Here is a 14,707-nt window from a genome sequence, read left to right as displayed (position 1 = left end):
CAGGAAACCACTAGGGAACGGTCAGAAGATAGGACCATGAGCGATGGCCCCAAGATCCTGATCGTCGACGACGAACCGAACATCCGCGACCTCCTGACGACCTCGTTGCGCTTCGCCGGGTTCGCCGTCCGTGCCGTCGGCAACGGCGCCCAGGCGATCTCGGCCGTGCTCGAGGAAGAACCCGACCTGATCATCCTCGACGTGATGCTCCCCGACATGAACGGCTTCGGCGTCACCAAGCGCCTCCGCTCGTCGGGCTACACCTCGCCGATCCTGTTCCTCACCGCGAAGGACGACACCGAGGACAAGATCACCGGCCTCACCGTCGGCGGCGACGACTACGTCACCAAGCCGTTCTCCCTCGACGAGATCGTCGCCCGCATCAAGGCCATCCTGCGGCGCACGATGAACGACGAGGAAGACGCGATCATCCGCGCCGGCGAGCTGACGATGGACCAGGACACGCACGAGGTCACGATCGGCGACGCGCAGATCGAGCTCTCGCCCACCGAGTTCAAGCTGCTCCGCTACCTCATGCTCAACCCCAACCGCGTGCTGTCGAAGGCGCAGATCCTCGACCACGTGTGGGAGTACGACTTCAACGGCGACGCCGGCATCGTCGAGTCCTACATCTCGTACCTGCGCCGCAAGCTCGACCAGTACTCGGCCGAGCCCATCATCCAGACCAAGCGTGGCTTCGGGTACATGCTCAAGGCGTCCAAGGCCTCGTAGCGTCCGTTCTTCACGGCGGCCGTCCGGTTTCACCGGGCGGCCGCTGTCTATCGTTGGGGCAGCATGCACACGCGAATGAGCCGCTGGTGGGACGGGATCTCCCTGCGCACCAAGATCACCGGGATCACGGTGCTCCTGGTGGCGCTCGGCCTGCTCGTCGCCGGGCTCGGCACGATGACCGTCCTGTCCACGTACCTGATGGCGCAGCTCGACAACAACGTCAAGGGCACCACGGAGCAGCTCGAGGGCCAGAACATCAGCGACGGCGAGCAGTACTGCAAGCTGTCGGTCGTGCTGTCGCAGAGCGCCTACGTCGCCGCGTACGACGCCGACGGCGACAAGATCTGCCAGACGAAGGCGTCGAGCCGTCCGGACATCCGCGAACTCGACTTCTCGGCAGCAGCGCAGAACGGTTCGCGCTTCTCGCTCTACGACAGCCAGCACAACCACGAATGGCGTGCCCAGGTCATCCCCGCGTCGCTGCAGAACCAGACGAGCGGCTCCACCGAGACCGGCTTCGTGCTCGTCGCGGTGTCGAGCGCCGACACCGACCAGACGATCCTGCGGTTCACCGCGATCTTCCTGAGCTTCGGCGCCTCGGTGATCCTGCTCGGGGCGATGCTCACGCGGCTGCTCGTCACCGCCACGTTCGACCCGTTGCGGGACGTCGAGGACACCGCCGCGCGCTTCGCCGCCGGTGACTTCAACCAGCGCCTCGAAGCGGACACCCCGAACACCGAGGTCGGCCGGCTCAACCGGTCCCTCAACGTCATGCTCGAGCGCATCGACACCGCGTTCGAAGATCGCCAGCGCACCATCGACCAGATGCGCCGGTTCGTCGGCGACGCGTCGCACGAACTCCGCACGCCGCTGGTGTCCCTGCGCGGGTACGCCGAGCTGTACCGGATGGGCGCCCTGCGCAAGGAAGAGGACGTCGCCCAGGCGATGGAGCGCATCGAGAAAGAGGCGAAGCGGATGGGTCTGCTCGTGCAGGACCTGCTCCAGCTCGCCCGCATCGACGAGTCGAAGCCGCTCGAGCTCGGGCCGGTCGACCTCGTCGCCATCGCACGGGACTCGGCGCTCGACACCATGGCGTCCAACCCGGACCGCGAGATCCAGGTGCTCGTCGAGGACGCCATGACGGGCGAGAGCGTGCCCCAGGCCGTGCGGCCGCCCTCGTCCTCGTCGTCGCTCTCGTCGGGCTCGTCGTCCGACACGGGCGAGGTCCCCCCGGCCTCGCCCACCTCGGCGAACACCACGGGCCCCATCGCGTTCTCGCGGCAAACGATCGCACGTCTCCGCGCTCGTCGGACCCGGGCGATGGACATCGAGGCCGGTGCCGCCCCCACCGACGAGACGACACCGCTGCCCACGGTCGTGATGCCCAAGCGCCCGCCGATCGTCCTGGCGGAGGAGAACAAGATCCGCCAGATCGTGACGAACCTGATGGGCAACGCCATGCGGTTCACCGAGCACGACGACCCGATCGAGATCGGCGTCGGCGTGGACGATGACCGCGGCATGGCCCACATCGACGTCATCGACCACGGCGAGGGGATCCCGGCGCAGCTGCGCGACAAGATCTTCCAGCGGTTCTGGCGTGCCGACACCTCGCGCGCGCGGGACACCGGCGGCTCGGGCCTCGGACTCGCCATCGTGTCGGGCATCGTCGCGGCACACCACGGCTCGGTCGAGGTCTTCGACACCGAGGGCGGCGGCGCGACCTTCCGCGTCTGGCTGCCCCTGCTCCCCCGCGACTACGCCGCCTGACGCGGGGCGCGGGGCGCGGCGCGCGCCCGCGCCCGCGCCCGCGCGTCCGTACCCGCGCCCGTGCCGGCGCCGACGCCGGTACCCGCGCCCGAGGTTCCAAAATCTCGGCATGTCGCGCTCCGTGGCGATCGAGTTCGGAACCTCGGCGTTCAGCACACGGCGAGTCGTGGAACCTCGGCGCACCGCGTCCGCCGCAAAGCCGTTCTTTCCGGAGCCGCGTCACAACGACCGGCGAGGCCGTCCAGCGACGAGGAGCGGCACGAAGCTCTCGCCCGGACGGAGCATGCGCACGAGACGCCGGCCCCGGCCACGGTCGGACGCAGCGACGGAGAACGACGCTGGACGGGCCTCCAGTCCGAACCGACCGGCTCCGCGAGGTTCCACGACATGCCGCGCGTTGATCGCCGAGGTTCCGAACAACGGCGAACCCGGCCCCGACATGCCGAGATTTCGGAACCTCACCGGACGGGGCGGGACGGGACGGGACACGCCCCCCGCCCCCGCACGCGGAAGGGCCCCGCACGCGCAGCGTGCGGGGCCCTTCCGGAACAGCGGACCTAGAAGTCCATGCCACCCGTCGGGTCGCCGGCCGGAGCGGCCGCGGCACGCTCGGGCTTGTCGGCGACGACGACCTCGGTCGTCAGGAACAGACCGGCGATCGACGCAGCGTTCTGCAGCGCCGAGCGCGTGACCTTGGCCGGGTCGATGATGCCCGCGGCGATGAGGTCGACGTACTCGCCGGTCGCAGCGTTGAGGCCCCAGCCCGACTCGAGCTCGCGCACCTTGGCGGCGACGACACCCGGCTCGAGACCGGCGTTCAGCGCGATCTGCTTGAGCGGCGCGTCGATGGCCACGCGGACGATGTTCGCACCGGTCGCCTCGTCACCCTCGAGCTCGAGGGCCTCGAGTGCGACGGCACCGGCCTGGATGAGGGCGACGCCACCACCGGCGACGATGCCCTCTTCGACGGCAGCCTTCGCGTTGCGGACGGCGTCCTCGATGCGGTGCTTGCGCTCCTTGAGCTCGACCTCGGTCGCGGCACCCGCCTTGATGACGGCGACGCCACCGGCGAGCTTCGCGAGGCGCTCCTGGAGCTTCTCGCGGTCGTAGTCGGAGTCGGTCGCCTCGATCTCGGAGCGGATCTGGCGGACACGGCCGGCGATCTGCTCGGCGTCGCCGGCACCCTCGACGATCGTGGTCTCGTCCTTGGTGATGACGACCTTGCGGGCACGACCGAGCAGGTCGAGCGTCGCGTTCTCGAGCTTGAGGCCGACCTCTTCCGAGATGACCTGGCCACCGGTCAGGATCGCGATGTCCTGCAGCATGGCCTTGCGACGGTCACCGAAGCCCGGGGCCTTGACGGCGACGGACTTGAAGATGCCGCGGATCTTGTTCACGACGAGCGTGGCCAGGGCCTCGCCGTCGACGTCCTCGGCGATGATCAGGAGCTGCTTGCCCGCCTGGATCACCTTGTCGACGACCGGCAGGAGGTCCTTGATGTTCGAGATCTTCGAGTTGACGATCAGGATGTAGGCGTCCTCGAAGACGGCTTCCTGACGCTCGGGGTCGGTGACGAAGTACTGCGACAGGTAGCCCTTGTCGAAGCGCATGCCCTCGGTCAGCTCGAGCTCGGTGCCGAAGGTGTTCGACTCCTCGACGGTGACGACACCTTCCTTGCCGACCTTGTCGATGGCCTCGGCGATGAGCGCGCCGATGGTCGGGTCTGCAGCCGAGATCGACGCGGTCGCGGCGATCTGGTCCTTGGTCTCGATGTCCTTCGCGTTGGCGAGGAGCTGGTCGGAGACGGCGGAGACGGCCTTCTCGATGCCGCGCTTGAGCGACACGGGGTCGGCGCCGGCGGCGACGTTGCGGAGGCCCTCGCGGACGAGTGCCTGGGCGAGGACGGTCGCGGTGGTCGTACCGTCACCGGCGACGTCGTCGGTCTTCTTGGCGACCTCCTTGACGAGCTCCGCACCGATCTTCTCGTACGGGTCGTCGAGCTCGATCTCCTTGGCGATGGAGACACCGTCGTTCGTGATCGTGGGGGCGCCCCACTTCTTCTCGAGGACGACGTTGCGGCCGCGCGGGCCGAGCGTCACCTTCACGGCGTCGGCCAGCTGGTTCAGGCCGCGCTCGAGGCCACGGCGGGCCTCCTCGTCGAAAGCAATGATCTTAGCCATGTGAGTTCTCGTCCCTCCCGGACGTCGTGGGGTCGTGCTGGCACTCAACGTGAGCGAGTGCCAACGCCGATTCTGGCACTCGCCCGGTGCGAGTGCAACACGATCTGGAGGCTCGTCACGTCTTCCCAGCACACGTTGCGCCAACAGCGCACCCCGACCACCGCCGCGGGCCGCCCGCCACGCACGCCGAGCGGCGCGGCCCACGCACGACGAACGCGCCGCCCCTGACGGGACGGCGCGTTCACGATGCGTGTCGTGTGGTCAGGCGGGTCGGACTGCCTCCGCCTGCGGGCCCTTCGACCCGGTGCCGACGTCGAACACCACTGCCTGGCCCTCCTCGAGGACCTTGTAACCCGACATGTCGATGGCCGAGTAGTGCACGAACACGTCCTGGCCTCCTCCATCGACGGTGATGAAGCCGAAGCCCTTTTCAGCGTTGAACCACTTCACGGTTCCGTTGGCCATGATCTCTTGCTCCCTGGTACTGCTGTGCGAACGACGTGTTCGTCGTCTGCAAGGGACTCTGCTGGAAGCACGCCGATCAGGCAAGAGGTGTGACGTTGTTTCACGTCGATTCCGACAGAAATCAACGTGCCCGAAACACGACCGTCACAAATGCGGACGGAACGGGCCCGCGGAATGCGGATCAGCCGGTGTAGTCGGCCCCGAGCACGACGCTCACATCGGCGTTCGGGAACGCTGCCGACTGCTGCACGGCGGTGACCCCGAGCTGCTTCGCGATGCCCTGCGCGACCGCTGCCTGCGCGGCCTGCTGGTAGTACACGATCGTCGACGTCGACCCGGTCGTGCCGGCGTCCCCGGTCGAGGCGACCTGCCAGCCGGCACCGGTCAGCGTGGCGCTGGCGCGGGCGGCGAGGCCGGAGGTGGTCGTGCCGTTCAGGACGACGACGGTGGTCGTGCCCTGCTGCGCCGGCGTGGCCGCGGCCGCTCCGGAACCGGCATCCGCACCGGCCGACGAGGAGGCCGAGGGCTTCGAGGTGGCGGACGCGGACGGCTTCGACGTGGCCGACGAGCTCGTCGACGCCGAGGGCGAGTCCGACCCGCTGAACGAGTAGCTGCCGTTCAGGAGTGCGAGGACGAGCACGCCGATGCCGACGAGCACGCCGGTGGCGAGTGCCGCCCAGGCGAACGCGATCCAGCCACGGCCACGGCGCTGGGCACCGCGGTGTGCGCCGACCCGGGGGCCGTCGGCGACGTCGTCGAACCGGTCACGGGGGAATCTGGTGCTCATCGTTCCTCTTCACGTCCTTCGGGAGCGCCGCCGGGCGCGACGAAGCTGCGCGTCGCCCGGGCGCTGGTGCGCGCGCGCCGGAGCCGCTGCAGCCTGGTGACGAGCTGCGGGTCGTACGCGAGTGCCGCGGGCGAGTCGATCACGCGGTTCAGCACCTGGTAGTAGCGCGCCGGCGACATCTCGAACTCGACCCGGATCTCCGCTTCCTTCGTGCGGTCGTGCCGTGCCCGGTCGTGCTCGAACGACAGCACGTGCCTGGCGAGCTCGGTGAGCTCGTCAGCGCGGTGCTCGTCGGTGGGGCTGGTCACGGCGGTTCCGATCACGTGTCGGGGAACGGGTCTCGCACATCGTAGGGGCGGAGAGCATCCGGACCCTGGCACGGCGCTGGACTGTCGCGAACACCGGTCACAGGTTCGGGTCGCGGAACCAGCGCACCCGCGTGCCGAACGGGTCCGAGACGGCGACCGCGGTGCCGTCGATCGAGGCCGTGGCGAAGGCGTCCGGATCCGCGGGGTCGACGTCGTCGGGCACCGTCGCCGCGACACCTCGCAGGATCCCGGTGCGTTCGAGCGCGATCCAGTGCACACCGCGTTCGCGGACGCGGTCCACGAACCGCTGGCGCTCGGCACCCGGCACGTAGACCAGGGTCCCGGTGGTCAGGACGACTGGCTCCACGTCGTCCGGCAGGGCGTCCAGTGCACGGTCGAGGTCACCTGGCAGCGTGCCGACGAGCCGGACGGGAGGCACGGCGAGCGTCGCGCGCGCAGCCTCGCGCATCAGGGCGATCCGGTCCGTCGCCTCGGGCGGGACGGCCTCGACCAACCGGTCGAACGCGCCCGGTGCGGCGAGGTCGATCGGGTTCGGGTCGAGCGCGACCCGTGCACCGACCCGCATCGGACTGCTCGCCGGCGCGGGCACGTCGCCGGTGACGTCGACGACCAGTCGGATCGATGGGTCTTCCGGCGCCGTGTGCATCCGGACGAGCTCGGTGCGCACCCCGCCGTGGTCATCGCGCCCCGAGGAGTCGGGGCGCGACGACCGCACCGGGGCGCGATCCGTCGGCACCCGGGACTCCGACGTCCGGTGGTCGAGGGTCACCCGGTCGGGGATCGAGCAGAGCCCCGCCGCGGCGCCGGCGTCGACCAACCCGAGCGGCCGCGGTGTCCGCTCGGCGAGCGCCGCGAACAGCGGGACGACGGGACCGAGCCGTCGCGGGTCGTTGGCCTGCACCGTGGCGGAGGCGAGGGCCGTGACCAGGGCGGGGCGGGCCTCCCGTCCGATCGCGCGCAGCGCACCGGGGTCCGACGGGTCCGCGCCCAGCCGCCGCGCGACGGCGAAGAACAGCTCCGGCTGCCGCTGCTGCTCGGGGACCTCGGCGAGGAGCGCGACGAGCGCGGGGTCGAGCGACCGTGCCCACGCGGCGTACGTCGGCGAGACCGCCTCGATGCGGTCGGCGTAGGCGGCGTACCGGGCTCGTGTGTCCATCAGTGCCCGGGGCGGTGCATGCCGACGTGGCGGATGCCGGCTTCGTCGTACGGTTCCCCGAACCGGACGAAGCCGTACCGCTCGTACAGGGCCGCGACGTACTCCTGGGCGTGCAGGACGAACGGGTCGTGCCCGTGTCGGTCGAGGACGGCGGCGACGAGCCGTCCGGCCACGCCCTGTCCGCGGTGCTCCGGGTGGGTGGCGACCCGGCCGATCACCCACGCTGGCGGCGACGCATCGGCCGGGTGGTCCTCGTCCGCCGCCGGACGGATGAGGCGCAGGTACCCAACCGCATCGGTGTCGGTGCCGAACCACCAGTGCTCGGTCTCGGGCTCGCGGTCACGGCCGTCGAAGTCCTCGGCCGTCACCCGTTGTTCGAGTGCGAAGACGCGGTTCCGGAGCACCACGATGCCGTACAGTTCGTCCGTCGTCAGACGGGTCCAGCGGGCGTGGCGCACGGAATGCTCGGACATCGTCGCGAGTTTACTGAAGTGGTCGGGAGTGCCCGGAAGAACCCGACCGGAAGCAGGAGGAACCAATGGCATACAACGTCGACAAGTCCGACGCCCAGTGGCGCGAGGAGCTCTCCCCGGACCAGTACGCCGTCCTGCGTCAGGCGGGGACCGAGCGGCCGTGGACCGGTGAACTCCTCGACGAGGAGCGTGCCGGCGTCTACACCTGTGCGGCCTGCAACGCAGAGCTGTTCAAGAGCGGCACGAAGTTCGACTCCGGCTGCGGCTGGCCGTCGTTCTACGAGTCGGTGAACCCCGACGCCGTGCAGCTGATCGACGACAAGTCGCTCGGCATGGTGCGCACCGAGGTCCGTTGCGCGAACTGCGGCTCGCACCTGGGCCACGTGTTCCCCGACGGTTTCGGCACCCCCACCGGTGACCGGTACTGCATGAACTCGATCTCGCTGAACTTCTCGGAGAAGTCCGGCGAGTGAGCGTCCGACGCCCTCACCGGTAGGATGAGCGGCGTCAGCCGGCATGGCGCAATTGGTAGCGCACCGTACTTGTAATACGGGGGTTGCGGGTTCAAGTCCCGCTGCCGGCCCCACGACCGCCGTCCGGCGGAGCGATGCCCCGGGTGATCACTCACCCGGGGCATCGGCGCGTGTGGAACACGGATCAGGGAGTGTTCCGGGCGCTCGACGCGGTAACCAGCCGGTCGTGCGACGAGGATGACACCTCACCGAACCGTGCGTCCACACCCGGACCCCACATCAGCGCGAATCCGCACGAACGTGCACGGATCTTCAGCGTCCGCCGGTGATCTTGCGTTCCCGCTGAGCGACGCCGGCGGTGCCGTACGGGTAGTCGTCGATGCGCGGCGCGCTGGCGTCTGTGAGCTGCGTGAGCTCCGCTTCGGTCAGCACGAGGTCGGCCGCACCGAGGTTGTCCTCGAGCTGCGACACCGTCCGGGCGCCGAGGATCACGCTCGTCACCGCCGGCCGGGCGAGCAGCCAGGCGAGGGCGACCTGCGACCGCGATGCGCCGTGCGCGTCGGCGACCGCGGACACCGCGTCGAGGACTGCCCAGGTGCGCTCGTCGCCGTTCCGTGCTTCCCACGCCTCCATGCCGCGCGACGGGTTCTCGCCGAGTCGGGTGGAGCCGGTGGGGGCTTCGTCGCGCTGGTACTTGCCGGACAGCCAGCCGCCGGCCAGGGGCGACCAGGGCAGCAGGCCGATCCCGGCGTCGAGGCTGGCGGGGACGATCTCGTGCTCGATGTCGCGGACGAGCAGGTTGTACTGCGGCTGCAGGGTGACCGGCGGTGCCCAGCCGTGCGCCTTCGCCTCGTAGACGGCCTTCGTGATCTGGTAGCCGAGGTAGTTCGAGAACCCGTAGGACCCGATCTTGCCCGCGGAGACGGCGTCGTCGAGGAAGCGCAGGGTCTCCTCGATCGGCGTCAGGGCGTCCCACGCGTGCATCTGGTACAGGTCGATGTGGTCGACCCCGAGGCGCTCGAGCGAGGCGTCGAGGGCGACCCGGAGGTGCCGGCGCGACAGGCCGACGTCGTTCGGGCCGTCCCCCTGCGGGAAGCGGCCCTTGGTGGCGAGGACGACCTGCTGCGCCTCGGTGGGGTGTGCCGCGAGCCAGCGGCCGATGATCCGCTCGGACTCGTTGCCCGAGTAGACGTCGGCCGTGTCGATCAGGGTGCCGCCGGCCGCGACGAACGTGTCGATGATGGTGTGGGAGGTGGGTTCGTCGGCTTCACTGCCGAACGTCATGGTGCCGAGGGTCAGCGTCGACACCGATGTCCCGCTGTTGCCGAGGAGTCTGTAGTCCATGGCCGGGACGGTACGCGCGACGGCCTTCGTCAGCGAGGACCTGGCAGTACCCGTCAGCGCGACGCGGACAACGCGCGCCGGTCAGGAACGCAGGAACGCCAGCGCAGCCTCGCGGAACGCCCGCGACGTCGGCGCGTTGAAGTGGTTGCGCCCGGGGATCTCGAAGAACGACGCGTCCGGGGCCGCCTGCGCCAACCGCACGGCGCTGTCGCGGATGCCGTCCTCGCTGCCGGCCGCCATCAGGATCGGCTGCGCGGGGGCGTTTTCGGGCGTGGGCTCGATGCTGTTCCGCATCCCCTCGACCATCGCCACGAGCGCTGCGAGGTCGTTCCCCTCGACGTTCCCGGCCATGGTCAGGTAGCCGTTCGTCACGCGGTCCTCGATCGGCGTGCCGTCCGCCAGGTACGCCTTCGCCTGGTCGACCCGCACGCGGCGCATCGGGTCGGCGTCGGGGATGCCGCCGAACACCGCGCGGGTGATGCGGTCCGGCAACCGTTCGGCGGTGTGCCAGCCGACGCGTGCGCCGAGCGAGTACCCGAGGAACGCGACCTCGTCGAGCAGGTACGTGTCGATGACGGTGGTGACGTCCGCGACGAGCAGGTCCATCGAGTACGCGCCGGGATCGCGCGGCTTCGCGCTCGCGCCGTGCCCGCGCTGGTCGAACGCCAGTACGCGGTAGCCGGCGCGGACGAGGTCGCGGGTCCAGCCGGAGGCGTGCCAGTTCAGCACCGCTCCGGAGGCGAACCCGTGCACCGCGACGACGGCGGGTGCGTCGGGATCGCCGAAGTCGTAGGTCGCGAGCCGGAGGCCGTCGGGCGACATCACGATGCGGGGACGGGGCGCTTCGGGGACGAGTGACATGTCCCCTCCAGGGTAGCGGGGCACTGTGGTCGCCATGGACGGCTACGGCGGTGACCAGATCCGAGCGGCGGAGCGGCCGCACCTCGACGCGGGCGAGCCGCTGATGCAGCGGGCGGCCGACGGGCTGGCACGCGTCGTCGGCGACCTGCTCGACGACCCGGCCGTCCGGCCGGGCGACGGACCAGGGTCCGTCCTGCTGCTGGTGGGCAGTGGCGACAACGGTGGTGACGCCCTGTTCGCGGGTGCGCGGCTGGCGGCGGCCGGGAGGCACGTGGCGATCCTGCGCGTCGGCTCACGGGTGCACGAGGCGGGCCTGGCAGCGGCGCTGGACGGCGGAGCGCGCCTCCTGGACGGTCCGTCCGGTCCACCCGCCGGCGGTGTGCCGGCGCACGACGGCGACCGCCTGGCCGCGGTCGCGACCGACGCGGCGCTCGAGGCCGACCTGGTGCTGGACGCGATCCTCGGGATCGGCGTGCGGGGGCCTGCGGCGCTCCGCTCCCCCGCCCGCGAGGTCGTCGACGCCGTCCGCGAGCTCGCCCGCGACCAGCGCGCACCGTTCGTCGTCGCCGTCGACGTGCCGAGCGGCATCGACGTCGACACCGGCGGGATCGCGGACGACCACGTGCTGCACGCCGACGTCACCGTCACGTTCGGCGGGGTGAAGGCCGGGTTGCTGATGGGGCCGGCCGCCACCCTCGCTGGACGCATCGAGCTCGTGGACGTCGGGATCGGCGCGGACCTGGCGACGATGGAGCCGCTGGTCCGCACCTGATCCCGATCCGATCAGTGGTGCTGGTAGAGCACCGGCTCCGGCAGGCCGTGCTCGGCGCGGATGCTGCGCGCGATGCCCTCGATGGCGATGAGGGCGTCGACCACGAGTTCCGGCGTGACCGGGAACGGCATGTTGTGGATGGTCTCGCCCTCCACCGTCGCGGCCTCGGCCACGGCGCGGAGTTCCGTCGTGTGGTCGACGGTCAGACCGATCTCGGTGAGGGTGTTCGGCAGACCGACCTTCGTGGTGAAGACGACGAAGTCCTCGATCTCCTCGGCGGGCGCGCCCTCGAGCACGAGCTGCGCGATCGTGCCGATGTTGACCTTCTGGCCGTGCGCCAGGCCGTGCGCCTGCGGGGCCGCGGTCAGTCCGTTGTGGATGGCGTGCGCCGCCGCGAGCCCGCCGGACTCGAACCCGAGGCCCGACAGCAGGGTGTTCGCCTCGACGACCTTCTCGAGCGCGGGCGTGACGACCTTGGCCTTCACTGCCTCGATGGCCTGCAGGGCGTTCTCGTGCAGCAGCTTCCAGGACAGCTCGGCGAGCGCGACGCCGGTCTCGGTCTGCAGGCCGCCGGCCATGGTGTCGGCGTTCGCACGCTTGGCGGCGCGGGCCTCGACCCAGGTGGCCAGGGCGTCGCCGATGCCGGCGATCAGGAACTGGACGGGGGCGTTCGCGACGAGCTTCGTGTCGATGAGCACGAGGTCGGGGTTGTGGGGGAAGAACCGGTACTCGATGAACTCGCCCGCCTCGGAGTAGATCACCGCGAGCGCCGACGTCGGGGCATCGGTCGACGCCGCGGTCGGCACACTGGCCCAGCGGATGCCGGCGAGGTGCCCGGAGGCCTTGGCTGCGTCGATCGCGGATCCGCCGCCGAGTCCGACGATGACGTCGGCGTCCGTCGAGCGGATCTCCTCGACCAGGGCGTCGACCGCCTCCGGGGTGGCGAACCGGCCGAACCCGACACGTTCGATCCGCAGGTCCGCGGTCCGGAAGCTCTCCGTCACCGCGGCCTCGACGATGCCCCACACCACGTCGTCGGCGACGATCAGGGGGCGCTTGCCGATGGGGGCGACGAACTCGCCGACGCGGGTGATCGCGTCCTTGCCCTGCACGTAGCGGGCGGGGCTCATCACGGTGCTGATGGGAGTGGCCATGGTTGCGGTTCCTTCCGGTTGTACGACACGTGTCGGGGTCGCCGACGTCCTCGACGGTACGCGCGGGGCATGCGTGCGGCGTGCGAGTCCCGCGGCCCGTACATTCGGGGGCATGACGTTCAACGACGACTCGCGACTCTCCGGCGGCCGAGTGAAGCGCCGGGGCCGGACCGCCGCGGTCGCAGGCGGCGGCGTCGTCGGGATCGGCGCGATCGTCGTGCTGCTGCTCAACGTGTTCACCGGTGGCAACCTTGACCTCGGTACCTTCCTCGGCGACGGCACGACACAGATCCAGCAGCAGGGCGAGACGGTCGACGCCGCGCCGGAGTGCCGCACCGGCCGTGACGCCAATCTGCAGGTCGAGTGCCGGATGGAGGGGGCTGCCGAGTCCCTCGACGGCTACTGGACCGCCGAGGCCCGGACGCTCGGCATCTCGTACACGGCACCGGACTTCTTCCTCTTCGACGGCTCGACCGACACGTCGTGCGGCCAGGCGTCGGCCGCCACCGGACCCTTCTACTGCCCGCCGGACCGCGCGATCTACCTCGACACCGCCTTCTACGACGACCTGCAGTCGACGTACGGGTCGTCGGGCGGGCCGCTCGCGCAGATGTACGTCGTCGCGCACGAGTGGGGCCACCACATCCAGCAGCTGCAGGGCGCGTTCGCCAGCACGGACCGCTCGGGCACCGGGGCGTCGTCCGGCAGTGTCCGCGTCGAGCTGCAGGCGGACTGCTACGCCGGCGCCTGGGTCGGCGACGCGGCGAACACCGAGGACGCGGACGGCGAGACCTTCTTCGAACCGATCAGCCGGGCCGAGATCGCCGATGCGCTGTCCGCCGCGAGTGCCGTGGGCGACGACAGCATCCAGGAGCGCTCGAGCGGCCGGGTCGACCCGGACTCGTTCACGCACGGTTCGAGCGAGCAGCGTCAGCGCTGGTTCGTCCGCGGATACCAGCAGGGCGCGACGAGCTGCGACACGTTCAGCGTCGCCGGTTCGTCCCTGTAGGCACTGGACCCGGCCACGGACGGAACGGGAGGCCCGGTGCCAGCTGGCACCGGGCCTCCCGTCTGTCTGTCCGTCAGCGCGTCAGCGCTTGGTCGGTGTGGGCGTCGGCGTCGCGCTCCGCGTGCGCGAGGGCGTCGCGCTCGGCGTGGGGGTCGGCGTCGCCTCGGTGGCACCGGCCGCGGTGACCACGAAGGTGCGGAAGTCGTCGTTCGTGATCGGCGACGTGAGCTCGTACTGCTGCCCGTTGACGAGCACCAGCGGCGTGCCGGGGAACTCGCTCAGCGACGAACCGGGGATGTCCCCGCCGGACACCGCGGTCGTCTGCTCGTCGACCCACTTGCTGTAGTCCTGGTCGGCGATGCAGCTCGTGACGGCCCTGCGGTCCTGCAGACCGGAGACCCCGGTGACGACCTTGGTGAGCTGCGCATCGGTGAGGCCGGGTGTGCCCTGTTCCGGCTGCTCGGCGTAGAGCGCCTTGTTGACCGCGTAGAACTGGTCCGGCGAGTGCTCGGCGACGCAGGCCGCGGCGTTCGCGGCGCGCAGCGAGTACTTCGTGCCCTGCGACCGGTTCGACAGGATCGCGAGGGGGTGGATGTCGACGGTGGCGGCGCCGGAGTCGACCAGGCTCTCGATGTAGTCGCCGTTGGCCTGCTCGAACTCGCCGCACGTCGGGCAGAGGTAGTCGACGTACAGCGTGATGCGCACCGTGCCGGCACCGGCGGTCGCCGAAGCACTCGGCGTCGTGCTGCTCGACGCGGTCACCGGCTTCAGGCCCTCGCCGAGGGTGATGCCACCCTGCGACATGGTCGACGGCCCGGGGCCGGCGGGCTTCACGGAGTCGACCAGGACGAGCGTGACGATGGTGGCCGCTGCGAGCAGCACCACACCGAGTCCGATCTGGAGTCCGAGCCTGGTCCCGCGCTGGCGGCGCTTCTGCTGTGTCCTGTGGCGCTGCGCTCGCTGTCGGGCGGCTTCGCGGCGCTCGTTCCGCGCGGCGCGGGCGTCACCCTCGGGGCGGTTGGTCATCGGTGCGTCGTCCTCCTGATCGGCGTCCGCACGACCTACCCCGCTCGGCGGACGGACCCGGCGATTGTAGTGGGCCGCTCTGGGAACCACCCAACCACGCTCTGGGAACCGACCGGCCAGGTGGAAAACAGTGGCGCACCCGCGAGAACTCGTGTTGTATGAACCTCGATGGTCGA

15 protein-coding genes and 1 tRNA gene are annotated in these 14,707 nt (G+C 70.5%); 6 read left to right on the top strand and 10 right to left on the bottom strand.

Translation table 11 applies throughout. The features are described 5' to 3' along the window. Positions 1-36: 36 nt before the first annotated feature. Together EDF63_RS06075 and EDF63_RS06070 are read left to right on the top strand one after the other, a co-directional pair. The gene (locus EDF63_RS06075; RefSeq protein WP_017888045.1) at positions 37-732 is read left to right on the top strand and encodes a response regulator transcription factor; all 696 of its coding nucleotides are present in this window, start codon (positions 37-39) and stop codon (positions 730-732) included. A gap of 63 nt (positions 733-795) precedes the next feature. Further along, positions 796-2,502 (top strand): cell wall metabolism sensor histidine kinase WalK, encoded by a 1,707-nt coding sequence (locus EDF63_RS06070; RefSeq protein ID WP_123312016.1) that lies wholly within the window; start codon positions 796-798, stop codon positions 2,500-2,502. 557 nt (positions 2,503-3,059) lie between these two features. On the opposite strand, the gene groL is transcribed toward EDF63_RS06070, so the two are convergent. The 6 genes from groL to EDF63_RS06040 all read right to left on the bottom strand — a co-directional run bounded on the left by groL (position 3,060) and on the right by EDF63_RS06040 (position 7,892). Further along, positions 3,060-4,682, bottom strand: coding sequence for a chaperonin GroEL (gene groL / locus EDF63_RS06065; RefSeq protein ID WP_123312014.1), 1,623 nt, complete (start codon positions 4,680-4,682; stop codon positions 3,060-3,062). 261 nt (positions 4,683-4,943) lie between these two features. Then, positions 4,944-5,147 carry a cold-shock protein gene (locus EDF63_RS06060; RefSeq protein ID WP_111085222.1) on the bottom strand — a complete coding sequence of 68 codons (204 nt, stop codon included), beginning with the start codon at positions 5,145-5,147 and terminating at the stop codon, positions 4,944-4,946. A 181-nt stretch (positions 5,148-5,328) separates the two neighbouring features. Further along, entirely contained in the window at positions 5,329-5,934 is a 606-nt protein-coding gene (locus EDF63_RS06055; RefSeq protein ID WP_123312012.1) for a LytR C-terminal domain-containing protein, read from the bottom strand. Further along, entirely contained in the window at positions 5,931-6,242 is a 312-nt protein-coding gene (locus EDF63_RS06050) for a DUF3263 domain-containing protein (RefSeq protein WP_221180528.1), read from the bottom strand. The genes EDF63_RS06055 and EDF63_RS06050 overlap by 4 nt, the downstream gene beginning before the upstream one ends. Positions 6,243-6,339: 97 nt before the next feature. After that, positions 6,340-7,419, bottom strand: coding sequence for a DUF2332 family protein (locus tag EDF63_RS06045; protein ID WP_123312008.1), 1,080 nt, complete (start codon positions 7,417-7,419; stop codon positions 6,340-6,342). Further along, positions 7,419-7,892, bottom strand: coding sequence for a GNAT family N-acetyltransferase (locus tag EDF63_RS06040; RefSeq protein ID WP_185021299.1), 474 nt, complete (start codon positions 7,890-7,892; stop codon positions 7,419-7,421). The genes EDF63_RS06045 and EDF63_RS06040 overlap by 1 nt, the downstream gene beginning before the upstream one ends. Positions 7,893-7,957: 65 nt before the next feature. Between EDF63_RS06040 and msrB the strand changes: the two genes are divergently transcribed. Together msrB and EDF63_RS06030 are read left to right on the top strand one after the other, a co-directional pair. Further along, positions 7,958-8,365 (top strand): peptide-methionine (R)-S-oxide reductase MsrB, encoded by a 408-nt coding sequence (msrB, locus tag EDF63_RS06035; RefSeq protein WP_123312006.1) that lies wholly within the window; start codon positions 7,958-7,960, stop codon positions 8,363-8,365. 37 nt (positions 8,366-8,402) lie between these two features. Then, positions 8,403-8,478 (top strand) — tRNA-Thr (locus tag EDF63_RS06030). 199 nt (positions 8,479-8,677) lie between these two features. Here EDF63_RS06030 and EDF63_RS06025 read toward each other — a convergent pair. Continuing rightward, entirely contained in the window at positions 8,678-9,709 is a 1,032-nt protein-coding gene (locus tag EDF63_RS06025) for an aldo/keto reductase (RefSeq protein ID WP_123312004.1), read from the bottom strand. Positions 9,710-9,790: 81 nt separating this feature from the next. Continuing rightward, a complete protein-coding gene (locus tag EDF63_RS06020) occupies positions 9,791-10,570 on the bottom strand; it encodes an alpha/beta fold hydrolase (protein ID WP_123312002.1) in 780 nt (259 codons plus the stop codon). A 34-nt stretch (positions 10,571-10,604) separates the two neighbouring features. On the opposite strand from EDF63_RS06020, the gene EDF63_RS06015 reads away from it, so the two are divergent. After that, positions 10,605-11,342: an NAD(P)H-hydrate epimerase gene (locus EDF63_RS06015; RefSeq protein WP_123312235.1), complete on the top strand. Its 738-nt coding sequence runs from the start codon at positions 10,605-10,607 to the stop codon at positions 11,340-11,342. Between the two features lie 11 nt (positions 11,343-11,353). On the opposite strand, the gene EDF63_RS06010 is transcribed toward EDF63_RS06015, so the two are convergent. Further along, positions 11,354-12,496, bottom strand: a complete 1,143-nt coding sequence (locus EDF63_RS06010; RefSeq protein WP_123312000.1) for a glycerol dehydrogenase — start codon at positions 12,494-12,496, stop codon at positions 11,354-11,356. 112 nt (positions 12,497-12,608) lie between these two features. On the opposite strand from EDF63_RS06010, the gene EDF63_RS06005 reads away from it, so the two are divergent. Continuing rightward, a complete protein-coding gene (locus EDF63_RS06005) occupies positions 12,609-13,505 on the top strand; it encodes a neutral zinc metallopeptidase (RefSeq protein WP_123311998.1) in 897 nt (298 codons plus the stop codon). 81 nt (positions 13,506-13,586) lie between these two features. On the opposite strand, the gene EDF63_RS06000 is transcribed toward EDF63_RS06005, so the two are convergent. After that, positions 13,587-14,531: a thioredoxin domain-containing protein gene (locus EDF63_RS06000; RefSeq protein ID WP_185021298.1), complete on the bottom strand. Its 945-nt coding sequence runs from the start codon at positions 14,529-14,531 to the stop codon at positions 13,587-13,589. Between the last annotated feature and the right edge of the window lie 176 nt (positions 14,532-14,707).

Origin of the sequence: Curtobacterium sp. JUb34 (assembly GCF_003755065.1) — a bacterium.
Lineage (GTDB): Bacteria > Actinomycetota > Actinomycetes > Actinomycetales > Microbacteriaceae > Curtobacterium.
This window is presented reverse-complemented; position numbering and strand designations above follow the sequence as displayed.

What these genes read in the sequence shown, in the direction of transcription:
- EDF63_RS06075 (WP_017888045.1), top strand. Translation starts at nt 37, where the DNA reads ATGAGCGATGGCCCCAAGATCCTGATCGTCGACGACGAACCGAACATC.
- EDF63_RS06070 (WP_123312016.1), top strand. Translation starts at nt 796, where the DNA reads ATGCACACGCGAATGAGCCGCTGGTGGGACGGGATCTCCCTGCGCACC.
- groL (WP_123312014.1), bottom strand. Translation starts at nt 4,682, where the DNA reads ATGGCTAAGATCATTGCTTTCGACGAGGAGGCCCGCCGTGGCCTCGAG.
- EDF63_RS06060 (WP_111085222.1), bottom strand. Translation starts at nt 5,147, where the DNA reads ATGGCCAACGGAACCGTGAAGTGGTTCAACGCTGAAAAGGGCTTCGGC.
- EDF63_RS06055 (WP_123312012.1), bottom strand. Translation starts at nt 5,934, where the DNA reads ATGAGCACCAGATTCCCCCGTGACCGGTTCGACGACGTCGCCGACGGC.
- EDF63_RS06045 (WP_123312008.1), bottom strand. Translation starts at nt 7,419, where the DNA reads ATGGACACACGAGCCCGGTACGCCGCCTACGCCGACCGCATCGAGGCG.
- EDF63_RS06040 (WP_185021299.1), bottom strand. Translation starts at nt 7,892, where the DNA reads ATGTCCGAGCATTCCGTGCGCCACGCCCGCTGGACCCGTCTGACGACG.
- msrB (WP_123312006.1), top strand. Translation starts at nt 7,958, where the DNA reads ATGGCATACAACGTCGACAAGTCCGACGCCCAGTGGCGCGAGGAGCTC.
- EDF63_RS06025 (WP_123312004.1), bottom strand. Translation starts at nt 9,709, where the DNA reads ATGGACTACAGACTCCTCGGCAACAGCGGGACATCGGTGTCGACGCTG.
- EDF63_RS06020 (WP_123312002.1), bottom strand. Translation starts at nt 10,570, where the DNA reads ATGTCACTCGTCCCCGAAGCGCCCCGTCCCCGCATCGTGATGTCGCCC.
- EDF63_RS06015 (WP_123312235.1), top strand. Translation starts at nt 10,605, where the DNA reads ATGGACGGCTACGGCGGTGACCAGATCCGAGCGGCGGAGCGGCCGCAC.
- EDF63_RS06010 (WP_123312000.1), bottom strand. Translation starts at nt 12,496, where the DNA reads ATGGCCACTCCCATCAGCACCGTGATGAGCCCCGCCCGCTACGTGCAG.
- EDF63_RS06005 (WP_123311998.1), top strand. Translation starts at nt 12,609, where the DNA reads ATGACGTTCAACGACGACTCGCGACTCTCCGGCGGCCGAGTGAAGCGC.
- EDF63_RS06000 (WP_185021298.1), bottom strand. Translation starts at nt 14,531, where the DNA reads ATGACCAACCGCCCCGAGGGTGACGCCCGCGCCGCGCGGAACGAGCGC.